This is a genomic window from Streptomyces sp. NK08204, from assembly GCF_020400585.1.
GTDB lineage: Bacteria > Actinomycetota > Actinomycetes > Streptomycetales > Streptomycetaceae > Streptomyces.
This window is the reverse complement of record NZ_JAINVF010000004.1, coordinates 371,733-385,193: the sequence shown is the minus strand read 5'-3', so window position 1 is coordinate 385,193 and position 13,461 is coordinate 371,733. Positions and strand designations below refer to the sequence as shown.

Genomic DNA, 13,461 nt, shown 5'->3' with positions numbered 1-13,461 from the left:
GCCTGGGTTTCGCCTCTCGGTGACCGTTACGAAATTCAGGCAATCCATACCGTAACCCCTGGTCCGCACCCGATCGGACCAGGGGTTTTCCGCGCCTACTCGGCATCCGACTCCCAGCCCTTTAGTACCGCCTTGTCCGCATTTATCGACGAACGTGTAACAGTGGTTAAAGGTGGGGCGGGGCGTGGGAATGCCGAGGCCATGACGCACAACGCCCCGCTCTCCCCCCGCCCCCTCCGCCACCTCTCCGAGGTCCACCACCGCGTGCTGACGGCGGCTCAGCTCCGCTCGCACGGCGTCACCACGGCCGAGCTGCACGAGCAGTGCCGCCCCGGCGGCCCCTGGCAGCAACTGCTGCCGGGCGTGGTGCTGCTGCACCCCGGCCCGCCGACGAGCGAGGAACGCCTGCACGGAGCCCTGCTGTACGCGGCGCGCGAATCGGCGCCCGGCGTCCCGGCCCAGCCGAGCGCCGACGAGCCGCACCGCCCGGTCTACGCGGACGCGGTGATCACGGGTCTGGCCGCGCTCACCCTGCACGGCTTCTCGTCCACCCCGCCACTGCCGTCGCTGGACCGCATCGACGTCCTGGTCCCGCGGCTGCGCCGGCTGCGCTCCGCGGGCTACGTCCGCGTCCTGCGCACCTTGGCGCTGCCCACGCCCCGCCCGGTCACCGGGCTGCCGGTGGCGCCGGTGCCACGGGCGCTGGCGGACGCGGTGGCGGAGCTGACGGACGCGGAGGCGGTGCGCCGCCTGCTGACCGACGCGGTGCGCGGCGGACACTGCGAACCGACCGCGGTCGTACGGGAGTTGACCGAGGCCAGGCTGTTGACCCGGCCCCATGTGGTGGACGCGGTGGACTCGCTGCTGTCGGAGAGCCGGTCGATCGCCGAGGACCGTCTGTACCGGATGGTCCGCGAGTACGGACTGCCCGACCCGGTCTGGAACGTGGACCTGCGCCTGCCCGGCGGCCCCCACCTCGGCGGCCTGGACGCCTACTGGCCCGACCAGGCGGTCGCGGTCGAACTCGACACCCGCGCCCCGCGGCAGGACGAGGACGCGCTGTGGTCGGAGTACGCACGCAAGCGGGAGCACCTGGAGCGCTTGGGCATCACGGTCGTCCACATCACCCCGAAGAAGCTCAGGCAGTCCATGGAGCAACAGGCCACCGTGGTCCGCACGGCCTTGATGGCCTCCGCCGGCCGCGACCCGGCCGCGTATGTCGTGGTGCTGCCCCGGTGACGGACGGGACAGCACCGGCACGAGGAGGGGCCACCGGGGCCGCGCACCCGGTGGCCCCTCCTCGTGCCGGTCAGGGACCCGGATGCAGGGAGGAGGGCAGCGCAGCCAGCGACCTGCACAGGGCGGTCGGGAACCTGGGCTCCCTGCGCTGCACGTCCCGGCAGCCTGCGGTCACGCTTTCCAGGACGGGTACCCAGCCGGACTTCCCCGCCCGGAAGAACCAGCGGTCCCCCAGACTCGACGAACAGGCGGGATCGGAGGCGTCGTCACAGGCCGGTCCCGTGCGCCAGGAGAAGTCCAGCACGAGCCACTTCCCGTCGCACTCCTGTGAGTCCCGGTACGCGTGGTCGGGGGCGTTGACGGCGTACAACGCCTGGTCGTAGGAGTCGGGGGTGCATCCGGTCGCCGGAGGCCGGCAGCCGAGCGGCCCGCACAGCCGCAGCGCGGGCGGCTTCGCGCCGTCGCGGGTGAAGGTGATGTCGTGGTCGACGATCAGCTCCCGCTTGCCGAGCGCCCCGGGCAGCCGCACCCGCGCGGTGGCGGGCTTCTCCTTGCCGCAGGGGGAGTCCTTGTCCATCGACCGCGAGGAGAAGGTGACCTGCACCCAGACCGCGCCGTTCACCTGGTCGGTGACCACGGCCTTGAGATCCCGCACGCACTTGCTCCCGCCGCTCGGAACCCGCGTGTCGACACTCAGCGAGCGGCCGTCGGCGCCGAGGCGGGCCCCGGTGACACCGGAGGGCTGCATCGTGACCCACGACGGCGGCGAGGCTCCGCCGCCGGCCTCACCGGCCGCCTCCTTGCCGCACGCCCCGAGCAGCAGCACGGCGAGCACCGACAGCAGCGCCGCCGCGCCGCGTATTCTCTTCGACCGCAGGCACACTTGATCTCCCCCATGTGTAGCGGCGCGGCCCCGGGGGGTCGGTCCGGGGCCGTGGTGGCCGTGATGACAACATCATCGGTCATGCCCACCAGACTCTTGCCCGTCTTACCCGAGCCCGTCGGCCTGCGCCCCGTCGGTGAGGACGATCTCCCCCTGCTGGAGCGCTTCCTCACCGACCCTGAAGCGGCGGGGCCGTTCCAGTGGTACGGGTACGCCGACCCCGGCCGCTTCCGCCGTCGCTGGGCGGAGAACCGGCTGCTCGGCGAGGACGGCGGCCAGCTCATGGTCACGTCCGGCACCGAGCCGCTCGGGTTCGTCGCCTGGCGGAAGGTCGTCGTCTCGCCGTCCACCTACTGCTGGAACATCGGCGCCCAGCTGCTGCCCGAGGCCTGCGGACGGGGCATCGGCACCCGGGCCCAGCTAGAGCTCGTCCGCTATCTCTTCGCCCACACCCCCGTGATGCGCATCGAGGCCGACACCGAGGCCGAGAACTTCGCCGAGCAGCGGGCCCTGGAGAAGGCCGGGTTCACCCGCGAGGGCGTACTGCGCGGCATCGTCTTCCGGGACGGGCAGTGGCGGGACGGCGTCGCCTACAGCGTGCTGCGCAGCGACCCACTGCCCGCCGACGTGTGAGGCGTACACCTCGTCGAGCAGGGCCGCGTACGCCGCGATCATCCTCGTACGGCTGAAGCGTTCACGGCTCAGTTCCAGGGCCGGAGCCAGCTCCGCGCGGGCGCTGATCGCGGCGGACCAGGTCAGGGCGATGGCTCCGGGGTCCGGCGGGGTGACGAAGCCGAGGCCGGCGACGATCGACGCGCTGTCCCCGACGTCCGTCGTCACCGGCACGGCTCCGCACATCATGCCCTCGATCAGGCACAGCGGAGCCGCCTCGCCGGAGACGGAGGTGAGGGCGACGACGTCGGAGCCGGCGTAGACCGCCTCCATGTCGTGCCGTACGCCGAGCAGGTGCACGCGGTCCGTGAGGGCCCGGTCACCGGCGAAGGCGGCCTCGATGTCGGTCCTCAGCGCCGGGTTGGTGTCCGTCATCCCCGCCCCGCACATCACCACGTGTCCGCCGCCTTCCTGGGCCAGCCAGGTGCGGGCGGCGCGCAGGAAGAGCGGGACGTTCTTCATCCCGGCGTACCGGGCCGCGAAGACCACCACCGGGGCCGACGGCTCGATCCCCAGCGAGGACCGGAAGCCGAGGCGGGCCGCCGCGTCCGGCCGGTACCGGAGCAGGTCCACCCCGTTGGGGATCACGTGCAGCACCTCGCCGGGGATGCCGGCGGCCTCGTACGCCCGCCGGGTCGACTCGGCGCAGCACACGGCCGCCGCCACCTTGCCCTCGGCGATCCCGGCGCGCAGCTCGTCCAGGGCGGGGCCCTGGTTCTCGGGGTCGGAGCGGTGCAGGCCGACCACGACCGGGCGGCGGGGCAGACCGCCCTGGTTGAGGAGGGCCAGCGGCTGCTCCTTCAGGGAGAGGATCACGTCGGCGCCTGCCATGGCCCGAGCGGTTTCGGCCAGCTCCGGCCCGCTGAAAACGGACGCCGCGACCGCGCCGTCCACCAGGCCGGCGCTGCGGCCCAGCGAGGTCACGCCGACCCCGCCCGCGGTCAGCGCGCGGTAGCAGTGGTCGTCCTCCATGCGCTGCCGGGTGGCTTCGCGGTGGACCTCTCCGTGGATGCTGAGCACCCGGTGGGACTGGCCGCCCTCGGCCAGCCCCAGTACGACGTCGGTGTGTACGATCCTGGCCCCTCCGGAGAAGAAGCCTTCGTAGACCGAGAGCACACGCAGTCCGCGCCTCGTGCGCATACGACCACCCGCCTTGCAGACAAATCGAACCATCCCCGTGAAAAGCGGGTTAGCGGATATAAGGCGGTACGGACGTTACGTACGGGTTAACACCGGACGACGTGCGTGAAACCTTCAAGCCTTCTTCAGCACCAGCTCCGCGTTCCGGTCGGACGGGTCGCCCGCGAAGGTCGTGCTCGCTCCGGGCGCGTTGAAGGACAGCTCCCGGTAGAGGGCGGCCAGGCCGGTCTGGGAGAGGTCGGCGAAATCGGTGCGGTGCGGGGCGGCGGACTCGATCAGCGTGGTGAAGACGGAGAGCGTGCCGTCCTTGTTGTCGACGAGCTCGACGACGCGGGCCAGCTGGGGGTGGTCGATGTGCGAGGCGGTGGAGATCTCCCAGAAGGAGTGGCGGCCGGCCGGGCCCTGGTGCGGCGTGATGATGTTCTTGTGCACGTGGCCGTTCACCCAGGCCAGCACGTTGCCGTGCGCGGCGAGGACGGAGACCACCTCGTCGCCGGTGTGCCGACGCTCGCCGGGCCGGGCCGGGCCGGGTCGGGCCGGGTGTTGGTCATCGTCCTGCTGGTGTGGTGGCTGAAGACGACGGCGTAGGAGTCCTTGTTGTCCTTCAGCGTCCTGCGCAGCCAGTCCAGCTGGGCGGTGCCGACGGAGCCCTCGAAGTGGCCGCCGGCGTCGGTCGTGTCGAGGCTGATGCCGATGACGTCGTCGCTGACGCGGAAGCTGTAGTACTGGGTGCCGGCGTCGAGGTTCGCCGGGGTGTAACCGTGGCCGACCGGGCCGGCGCCCTGGTGGGCGGGGTCCAGGTGGGCCTTCAGGTAGTCGGCCGGGGTGTACGGCGCCCGCTTCTCGTCCGGTGTGACGGAGCGCATGCCCCGCGCGTGCGCCGCGAGGAAGTCGCGGTAGCCGGAGCCGGTGGGGTCCAGGCCGTTCTTGTTGGTGGCGGCGAACTTCCCGGCCTCGGCGGCGCTCACGAGCATCAGCTTCCTGCCGCCGACGGCCGCCTCGGCGAGGTAGGGGTCTGCGTGGGAGCCGTAGACGCCGAGCTGGAGGGTGTCGTGGTTGCCGACGGTGGAGTACCAGGGCAGGTGGAGGCCGGGGCTCGTCGTCTCGCGGATCGCGGCGGCCAGGAAGCCCTCGAGGTACGGGAAGCCCAGCGCCTTGTCGCCGTCGCGGGCGGTGGAGCCGGGCTGCCAGTACAGCTTCAGGTCGCTGTTCTGGACGCCCTCGTAGTGCCGCGGGTCACCGGAGTTCGGGGTGATGCGGCCACCGCTCATCACCTGCAGGTACCACTGGAGTTCACACAGGGCGTTGTTGTCGGTGTTGTCACCGGTGGCCATGACGAAGCGCAGCGGGGCGCCGGTGACGGGGGCGCAGCGCAGCGCGTTGACCCGCTCGACGAGCGAGATGGCGCCCTGCACGGTCAGCGCCTCCTGGGGGCGCCAGGCGTGCGGATCCGCGGCCCGCACGTACTCGGCGCGCAGCGGGTGCTGGACGTCCGTCAGGTGCATGTCGGTGAACTGCACGAACGCGGCGATCGCCGTACGGCGGTCCGCGCGGCCGGGCTTGGGGGCGGCCAGCTCGGTGCGCACGACCTGCGCCCAGCCGGGCCCGTCACCCAGGCGACGGTAGCGGGTACCGGTCCGCGGCGCGGCGACGGAGGCGAGGGTGGTGCCCTTGGTGTAGGGCGCCAGGGGGGCTGTGGCACCGCCCTTCCGGGAGGCGGTGGACGCGTCGGCGGCAGTGGCGGCCCGGCTTTCGGTGGGGCGCAGGACGTGTCCGACGCCCGCGCAGAGCGAGGCCGCTCCCGCGGCGGCGAGGACGGTACGGCGGTTGGCCCCCAGTGCGGAGGTGGCTGCAGAGCGTATGCGCGACATGGCGCGATCTCCCCGAGTGCGAACGCGTCGACAGTGGTCGCGGGCCGCCGCTCGCGCGAACATCCCGCTCGCTTGGGATGGTTGGCACCGGGGATGACCTGCGTGTGAACAGGGCGGCAACGCGCAGCGCCGATCGCGGTACGTGGATCACGGGGTACCGGGGCGGTCATGGAGTGGATCGCGCGTGGCCGGGGGGCGGTTGCTCCGCGTTCATCTCCTGGGGCAGGGGGCGGATCTCGGGGGCGAGAGGTCCGTGTGCGGGGCGCTCGCACACAGCCGCGGAGCCACGTCGGCCCGGCGCACCCGGACAGGCTCGCTACGGCGTCAAGGTCCTGCCGGGCGGCGGAGTCGGGCCTCGTGGCGGAGTGCGCCGCCGGTGATGTCGCCACTCGGCGAGGATCCGCAGGCCCTGGCGGTCGGCGTGGCGGCGCAGCCGTCCGCTGCGGAGCACGCGGGTCCTCGCCGTGCGCCATGCCGCCGGCGGGCAGCATCCACTCGGGGACGCCGCCGGGTCCCGACGAGCGGGCGAGCGGAACCGTCCGTCACGGACGCGCACGGCGTGGTCCGCCACCCTCAACCTACGGCGTGTTCCCCGACGCCGGCCGCCGGGTTGGCCGGTGAGTACTCGGGCGCCGACCAGCGCAGGGGCAGGGCGGCCGGAATGCGGACGGCCTGCGTGACGGTGAAGCGGACCGTGCGCGCGCCGTCGGCGGTGAACTCGGCGTGGGCCTCGCCGGTGAGTTGGAGGGTGTCGCCGGTCGTCCAGTCCAGCAGGAGCAGTCCGGCGCGCGGGTCGGCACGCAGGTTGCCGAGCGTGAGGAACATGGCGTTGCCCGCGTAGTCCGGCCAGGTCAGCTCGTGCGGTGAGACGACCTGGACGAAGCCGGGGTTGCCGCCCCGGTGACTGACGTCGGCGCCGGCGTCGTGCGCGGTGGCCAGGAAGAAGGTGTCGGCGGCACGGATGAACCCGGTGGCGGCCGTGTCCAGTTGGCGGAGGTGCTCGGGCGGGCCGGGCTCCCGCCCGGCGACCCATTCGTACGAGTCCCTGCGCTGAATGTGTTTCGGGCAGTTGGAGAACACCTGGTCGGCCTCGACCGCGAAGCCCCGGGCCGTGGGCCGGAGCCGGCCGTTGAGCCGCATACGGCGGCGGGTCCGCGGGTCGAGGGCGATGGTGCCGACGGGCGTGCCGGGGGTGCTCAGGGCCACCGCGAGAGGGCCGGCCGGGGGCGTCCCTGTCCCGACGGACATCTGGCGGAGCCCGGTGGCCCGGACGAAGCCGGGGGTGCCGGTGAGCGGCGCGGCCCACACCTGTCCGTTGCCCGGGTCCGCCGCGCCCACGATCAGCAGGGGCTGGAGTTCCAGGAAGGCGGCTGCGACCGGCTTGATGTCCTGGCCGAGGGAGCGACCCACGTGGTCGGCGCGGTCGCGGACGCCCACCAGGTCCTGCACAGCCAGTGAGCCCGCGCGGTAGACGCTCATGGCTAGAAGAAACCGCAGGTCGGAGCCTCGGCATGCGGGGCGGGGGCGCCTTCCGGGCCGAGCGGTGCGGCGATCTCCAGGCGGGTGCCGTCGGGGTCGTGGAAGAAGATCCCGCCCGAGGTCCCGCCCTCGCGGTGGGCGACCACGCCGTCGTGGGCGAAGTCGACCCCGGCCGCCCGCAGTGCCGTCTCGTACTCCCGGACCCGGTCGATCGAGTCCGCCGTGAAGGCGAGGTGGTGCAGTCCGGCCCGGCCGCGGTCGTACGGCCCCTGCGCCTGCTGCCAGAGCGTGAGGGCGGGCTGGTCACCGCCCTCTTCGGCGAGCAGTGCGTAGCGGCGGTCGCCCTCCTTGCCCTCGACGAGCAGGGCGAAGCCCAGGACGTCCCGGTAGAAGGCGAGCGAGCGGTTGAGGTCGGTGACGTTCAGGCCGGTGTGGCCGGTGCGCAAGGTCATGGCTCTCCCCTTCGGTGTGCCCCGCGGGCACTTCTAACCTGTGTCATCACATTAAGAGGTTAGGCTTGATGGCGTCAACCGGTCACGTACCCTTGAGTGGTTAGCCGAGAAGGAGTGCCCGATGTCCACCGCCCGCGACCCCCGCCCCCTCACCGGCGAACCCCTCGCGCTCGACCTGCTGAACACCCGGTGGAACAAGGAAGGCGTCACCCAGGACCTGCTCGCCGACCTCGACGGGCTGGCCGTGTGGCTCAGGTCCAACGGGCTCGACGGCGCGCACGCCGCCGACGCGGTCGCCCTCCGGCATCTGCGCCAGGCCCGCGAGGCGCTCCGGACGGCCGTGGACGGGTCACCCGGGGAAGGGGCGCCGCTCGTGGACGCCGTCCTGGCGCACGGCCGGATCCGGGCCCGGCTGACCACCGAGGGCCCTGCCGAGGAGCCCGAGTTCACCGATCCGGCCTGGGGGCCGGCCTGGCTCGCCGCCCGTGACTACCTGGCACTGATCACCCAGGCGCCGGACCGGATCAGGGCCTGCGCCCACGAGGCGTGCATCCTGCACTTCTTCGACACGTCCAGGAACGGCACCCGGCGCTGGTGCTCGATGGCGGCGTGCGGCAACCGCGCGAAGGCATCCCGGCACTACGCGCGTTCGAAGGAAAACTGAGTAAATACCGGACCAGCAGGGCCTGTCCGTACAAATCACATCGCGGGTTTTCCCCATACATGAATATCGATTGGGTCAACGGTCCCCAAAAGACTGCCCTTTGGGTAAAGCTGAGCGCTCCGCAGTCGCCCTTCCTTTACCTCAAGGGACGCCGATGACCCACACTCCCGAGCGTGACCCCATACCCGGCCACAGACGCCTGGCCCGCATAGCCGTGGCCGTGGGCGTGGTGGCCGCCCTCAGCGCCACCGGGCCGATACCCCTGGCCCTCGCCGCGGACGCCCCGCACACCGCGGCGGCCGACTCCGGCGTCAAGTCCGCCCATGACAAGCTGGGTTCGGACGACGCCGACCTGCTCGCCGAGGCCAAGGCCGACGGCGACAAGAACGTCACGATGATGATCGCCACGGCCCCGGGGCAGACCGAGCAGGTCGCCCGGGAACTGGACGCGGTCAAGGGCGGCTCGGTGGGCCGTACCTACGACAAGCTGGGCTACGTCCGCGCCACCGTCCCCACCGCCAAGGCCGATTCGGCCATCGAGGCCGCGGCCGAGCTGTCCTCGGTGCACGCCATCGACCTGCGCCAGGAGATCCAGCTCGACGACCCGGCGCCCGCCGCGGACACCGCCCAGGGCGCCGGCAGTGCGGGATCGACGGCCGCTTACTCCGGTCCGGGCAAGGACACCCCGGCGAAGAACCCCTACAACCCGTCCTTCGAGACCGGTGCCGTCGACTTCGTGGCCGAGCACCCGCATGCCGACGGCCGGGGCGTCACCATCGGCATCCTCGACTCCGGGGTCGACCTCGGCCACCCCGCGCTGCAGAAGACCACCACCGGCGAGCGCAAGATCGTCGACTGGGTGACCGCGACCGACCCGATCCTGGACAGCGACGCGACCTGGCGTCCCATGGTCGCCTCCGTCTCCGGCCCGGCCTTCACCTATGCGGGCCAGTCCTGGACGGCGCCTACGGGCTCGTACCAGGTCAGCACCTTCAAGGAGTCCGCCACCACGGGCGGCGACGAGAAGGGCGACCTGAACCGGGACGGCGACACCACCGACAGCTGGGGTGTGCTGTACGACGCGGCGGCCGGCACGGTCACGCTCGACCTGAACAACAACCACGACTTCACCGACGACACGCCGATGAAGCCGTACAAGGACGGCTACCAGATCGGCTACTTCGGCACCGACGACCCGGCGACCGACGTCGTCGAGCGGGTGCCGTTCGTCGTGCAGATCCGCAAGGACGTGCCGATGGACGCCTACGGCGGGTCCTGGGTCGGCAAGAAGGCCGACTTCGTCAACATCGGTGTCATCGAGTCCGAGCACGGCACCCACGTGGCCGGTATCACCGCCGCCAACGGCCTGTTCGGCGGGAAGATGAACGGCGCCGCCCCCGGCGCGAAGATCGTCTCCTCGCGGGCCTGCACCTGGACCGGCGGATGCACCAACGTCGCCCTCACCGAGGGCATGATCGACCTGGTCGCCAACCGGGGCGTCGACATCGTCAACATGTCGATCGGCGGCCTGCCGGCGCTGAACGACGGCAACAACGCGCGCGCCGAGCTGTACACGCGGCTCATCGACACCTACGGCGTCCAGCTGGTGATCTCCGCGGGCAACTCCGGCCCCGGTGCCAACACGATCGGCGACCCGGGCCTGGCCGACAAGGTGATCTCGGTCGGCGCGGCCGTCTCCAAGGAGACCTGGGCCGCCAACTACGGCTCGGTCGTGGAGAAGGACTACGCGATGATGCCCTTCTCCTCGCGCGGCCCGCGTGAGGACGGCGGCTTCACGCCGACCCTGGTGGCGCCCGGCGCCGCGATCAACACCACCCAGACCTGGCTGCCCGGCTCCCCGGTCGCCGAGGCGGGCTACTCGCTGCCGGCCGGTTACTCGATGCTGCAGGGCACCTCGATGGCCTCCCCGCAGGCCACCGGCGCCTCCGCGCTGCTGCTGAGCGCCGCCAAGCAGAAGGGCATCGACCTCACCCCGGCCGAGCTGCGCACGGCGCTGACCTCGACCGCCGATCACATCAAGGGTGTGCAGGCGTACGAGGAGGGCGCGGGCCGGATCAACATCGTGGACGCGTGGGACGCCATCCGCGACGACGCCGACGCCCACGACTACACCGTCAAGGCCCCGGTCGACACCGCGCTCGACCAGGCGCTGAAGACGCCGGGCTTCGGCACCGGCCTGTACGACCGTGAGGGCGGCCTGACGGCCGGCCAGAAGAAGACGTACGACGTCACCATCACCCGTACCTCCGGCCCGGACCGGGCGGTCTGGCACGCGCTGCACTTCGCGAACAACGCGGGCGGCACCTTCCGGATCGTCGGCGACGACCTGGTGCGGCTGCCGCTGAACCAGCCGGTGACCGTCAAGGTCCAGGCGGCCCCGGCGTCGGCCGGCATCAAGAGCGCGATCCTGGAGGTCGACGACCCGTTCACGACGGGGATCGACAAGCAGATCCTCACCACCGTCGTGGTCGCCACCCCGGTGAACTACACCTACTCGGTGTCCGGTTCGGTGCAGCGCAACAGCACGCGGTCGTACTTCCTGACCGTGCCCGCGGGCGCCAAGTCGCTGGAGGTCGCGATGAGCGGGCTGCAGGACAAGAGCCAGACCCGGTTCATCGCGATCCACCCCTACGGCACTCCGGTCGACAACACCGGCACCCCGTACTGCTACAACAACTACCTGAACGGCAACGGCTGCAAGCCCGGCGTGCGCGCGTACGCCGACCCCCAGCCCGGCGTCTGGGAGGTGGAGGTCGAGTCCCGGCGCACCTCGCCGCTGCTCGACAACCCCTACCAGCTGGACGTCGCCGTGCTCGGCGCGGCCTTCGACCCGGAGACCGTGACCGTGCCCGAAGCGCAGGTCGGCACCCCGGCCACCGCGTCCTGGAAGGTGACCAACACCTTCGCGGCCCTGGACGGCAAGCTGGTCGGCGGCCCGCTCGGCTCCTCCCGGACGGCCCGCCCGTCGATCAAGGAAGGCGAGACGCAGACCAGCACGGTGGACGTCCCGGCCGGCGCGACCTCCCTGGACGTGGCCATCGGTGGCGTCTCCGACGCGTCCGCCGACCTGGACCTGACCGTGTACGACGCTAGCGGCAAGAAGGTCGCGCAGTCCGCGGACGGCGACTCGGAGGAGGCGGTCTCCATCCCGTCCCCGGCCGCCGGCACGTACACCATCACGGTCGTCGGCTACTCGGTCCCGGCCGGTTCGACGGACTACGACTACCGGGACGTGTTCTTCTCCTCCGCCCTCGGCACGGTCTCCGTCGACGCCTCGACGCCGGTGAAGCTCGGCACGGGTGACTCGGCCACGGTGACCGGCCAGGTCACGGCCCTCGCGGAGGCTCCGGCCGGCCGTGAGTTCTTCGGCCGGGTGCAGCTGGTGAACGCGCGCGGCACGGTCGCGGGCACCGGCAGCGTGAAGATCGAGAAGGTCGCGCCGTAACGGCGTGAGTCCGAAGCGGGGGGCGGGCGTCCGGGGGGACGCCCGCCCCTCGCTGTTCTCCGCGTCACTGATCTCCGCGCTCTCCGCCTTCTCCGTCTCCGCGTTCTCCGTGGTCTCCGTGCTCTCCGTGCTCTCCGTACTCTCCGTGTTCTCCGCACAGGTGGTGGCGGGATCCGGGCAGAGCCTCGGTGATCCACGCCCGGTTGACGTCCACGCGGTCGTCGCCGACGGCCCACAGGCTCGCGTTCTGCGCGTCCTGGGGGACCCCGACGAGTACGTGCTGCCCGACAAGGGGCACGGGCCGGGCTCCGGCGTCGAGGCGGACGACGACCTCGGGCGGTGTGTGCGCGGGCTTGTAGGAGCGGGACACGGTGAGCACGATCCGGGCCCGCGGCGACGGGTGCTCCGGCTCGACCTTCGTCACGGTGCCCTCCACGACCAGCCGGAAGCAGGCCAGGGCCAGCTCCGGGTCGTCGGGCCGGCCCCCGTCCCAGGAGTACTCGGCGGGCGCGTGGGCGGCGCTCTTGGCGCTTTCGTCCGCACTCCGGGCCTTCGCGCCGTCCCCCCGCGAGGCCACCCAGCCGAGCCCGACGGCCATCGTCAGGGCGGCAGCGCCGGCGAGCGCGCCCAGGGCGATCCGCAGGACCCGCCGGGGACCCGCGGGGCGGCCCGGGCGCGGGGGCCTGGCGGGGCTGACCGGGCGGGTGCTGCCGCGGGGGCGTGTGCCCGGCCCGAGGCTTCGGGGCGATGCGGTGGACCGCGCCGAGGCAGCCGGCTCCAGGGACTCGGACTCCTCGGGTGCGGATTCCTGAAGCTCCCCGGTGAGCGCCTCCGCGAGCCAGGTCAGCTCTTCCTTCAGCAGCGCGTCCATACCGGCGTACTCCCCGCCGTACTCCGCGCTGTCCCCGTCTGCGGCAGGCATGTCACACCACCTCGTCCTCGTGCAGGCGTTCGCGCAGTGCGCGGACCGCCGTGTGCAGCCTGCTCTTGACCGTGCCCTCCGGGATGCCCAGTTCGTCCGCGATGCCGCGTACCGGCAGGTCGGCGAAGAAGCGCAGGATCAGGACCTGCCGCTGGGTGTCGGGCAGTTCGTCCAGGCCCCGGGCGACGGCGAGGGAGAGCAGGCTGGTCTCCTCGCCGGAGGGGTGCGCGGGCTCCCGCAGCGAGGCCAGCCGCTCCCCCAGCCGTTCCTGGCGCCGCTTGGCGCGGTGCCAGTCCATGGCGAGGTTGGAGGCCACCACCGCCGCCCAGGCCGACACGTCCCGCGGCGCCTCGCGCCCGCTCGCGGCGCGTTCCAGCAGCCGCAGCCGGACCTGCTGCACCCCGTCCGGCAGATCCGACTGCGGCACCCCGCCGAGTGCGAGCACCGCCCGCACCCGGCGTTCCTGGGCCGCGTCCAGTGGGTCACCGCCGGCACGTTCGTCCGTACCGGCCGCGTACGCCCCCTGGTCGCGGCGCACCCCTCCGCGCAGCAACAGGCCACCCCCTCACACGTGTGCCCCTACGACGCCGACGCGGGCCGAAACGTTCGGTGCGGGTTCCGGAAACTTCTCTGATCTTTTCTCCACACCTTCTCCACTGCCAGCATGGGCCCC

General features: G+C 72.2%; 9 protein-coding genes and 2 pseudogenes. 4 read left to right on the top strand and 7 right to left on the bottom strand.

Annotated features, from left to right (window positions below):
* The first annotated feature begins 201 nt into the window (after positions 1 to 201).
* Positions 202 to 1,239, top strand: coding sequence for a hypothetical protein (locus tag K7G59_RS09460; protein WP_225832140.1), 1,038 nt, complete (start codon positions 202 to 204; stop codon positions 1,237 to 1,239).
* Between the two features lie 70 nt (positions 1,240 to 1,309).
* Here K7G59_RS09460 and K7G59_RS09455 read toward each other — a convergent pair whose 3' ends face one another.
* Positions 1,310 to 2,122, bottom strand: coding sequence for a hypothetical protein (locus K7G59_RS09455; protein WP_225832138.1), 813 nt, complete (start codon positions 2,120 to 2,122; stop codon positions 1,310 to 1,312).
* A 12-nt stretch (positions 2,123 to 2,134) separates the two neighbouring features.
* On the opposite strand from K7G59_RS09455, the pseudogene K7G59_RS09450 reads away from it, so the two are divergent.
* Positions 2,135 to 2,593, top strand: a pseudogene (locus K7G59_RS09450) (GNAT family N-acetyltransferase); the annotation flags it as partial.
* Here the strand turns inward: K7G59_RS09450 and K7G59_RS09445 are convergent.
* The 4 genes and pseudogenes from K7G59_RS09445 to K7G59_RS09430 form a co-directional block, all read right to left on the bottom strand.
* A complete protein-coding gene (locus tag K7G59_RS09445; protein ID WP_225832276.1) occupies positions 2,543 to 3,910 on the bottom strand; it encodes a glycosyltransferase in 1,368 nt (455 codons plus the stop codon). The pseudogene K7G59_RS09450 and the gene K7G59_RS09445 sit on opposite strands and share 51 nt — an antisense overlap.
* A gap of 138 nt (positions 3,911 to 4,048) precedes the next feature.
* A pseudogene (locus K7G59_RS09440) lies at positions 4,049 to 5,805 on the bottom strand (TIGR03767 family metallophosphoesterase).
* 573 nt (positions 5,806 to 6,378) lie between these two features.
* A complete protein-coding gene (locus K7G59_RS09435; RefSeq protein WP_225832136.1) occupies positions 6,379 to 7,284 on the bottom strand; it encodes a pyridoxamine 5'-phosphate oxidase family protein in 906 nt (301 codons plus the stop codon).
* 2 nt (positions 7,285 to 7,286) lie between these two features.
* Positions 7,287 to 7,736, bottom strand: coding sequence for a VOC family protein (locus K7G59_RS09430; protein WP_225832134.1), 450 nt, complete (start codon positions 7,734 to 7,736; stop codon positions 7,287 to 7,289).
* 121 nt (positions 7,737 to 7,857) lie between these two features.
* On the opposite strand from K7G59_RS09430, the gene K7G59_RS09425 reads away from it, so the two are divergent.
* Entirely contained in the window at positions 7,858 to 8,400 is a 543-nt protein-coding gene (locus K7G59_RS09425; RefSeq protein WP_225832132.1) for a CGNR zinc finger domain-containing protein, read from the top strand.
* Positions 8,401 to 8,554: 154 nt separating this feature from the next.
* Entirely contained in the window at positions 8,555 to 11,866 is a 3,312-nt protein-coding gene (locus K7G59_RS09420) for a S8 family serine peptidase (RefSeq protein ID WP_225832130.1), read from the top strand.
* Positions 11,867 to 11,930: 64 nt separating this feature from the next.
* On the opposite strand, the gene K7G59_RS09415 is transcribed toward K7G59_RS09420, so the two are convergent.
* Positions 11,931 to 12,788, bottom strand: a complete 858-nt coding sequence (locus K7G59_RS09415) for a hypothetical protein (protein ID WP_225832128.1) — start codon at positions 12,786 to 12,788, stop codon at positions 11,931 to 11,933.
* Position 12,789: 1 nt separating this feature from the next.
* On the bottom strand, positions 12,790 to 13,341 hold the full coding sequence (locus K7G59_RS09410; RefSeq protein ID WP_374114205.1) for an RNA polymerase sigma factor: 552 nt from the start codon (positions 13,339 to 13,341) through the stop codon (positions 12,790 to 12,792).
* Positions 13,342 to 13,461: the final 120 nt, after the last annotated feature.

Excerpts from the sequence above, each read along its gene's own strand:
- K7G59_RS09420 (WP_225832130.1), top strand. The coding sequence starts at position 8,555 with ATGACCCACACTCCCGAGCGTGACCCCATACCCGGCCACAGACGCCTG.
- K7G59_RS09435 (WP_225832136.1), bottom strand. The coding sequence starts at position 7,284 with ATGAGCGTCTACCGCGCGGGCTCACTGGCTGTGCAGGACCTGGTGGGC.
- K7G59_RS09415 (WP_225832128.1), bottom strand. The coding sequence starts at position 12,788 with ATGCCTGCCGCAGACGGGGACAGCGCGGAGTACGGCGGGGAGTACGCC.
- K7G59_RS09425 (WP_225832132.1), top strand. The coding sequence starts at position 7,858 with ATGTCCACCGCCCGCGACCCCCGCCCCCTCACCGGCGAACCCCTCGCG.
- K7G59_RS09430 (WP_225832134.1), bottom strand. The coding sequence starts at position 7,736 with ATGACCTTGCGCACCGGCCACACCGGCCTGAACGTCACCGACCTCAAC.
- K7G59_RS09460 (WP_225832140.1), top strand. The coding sequence starts at position 202 with ATGACGCACAACGCCCCGCTCTCCCCCCGCCCCCTCCGCCACCTCTCC.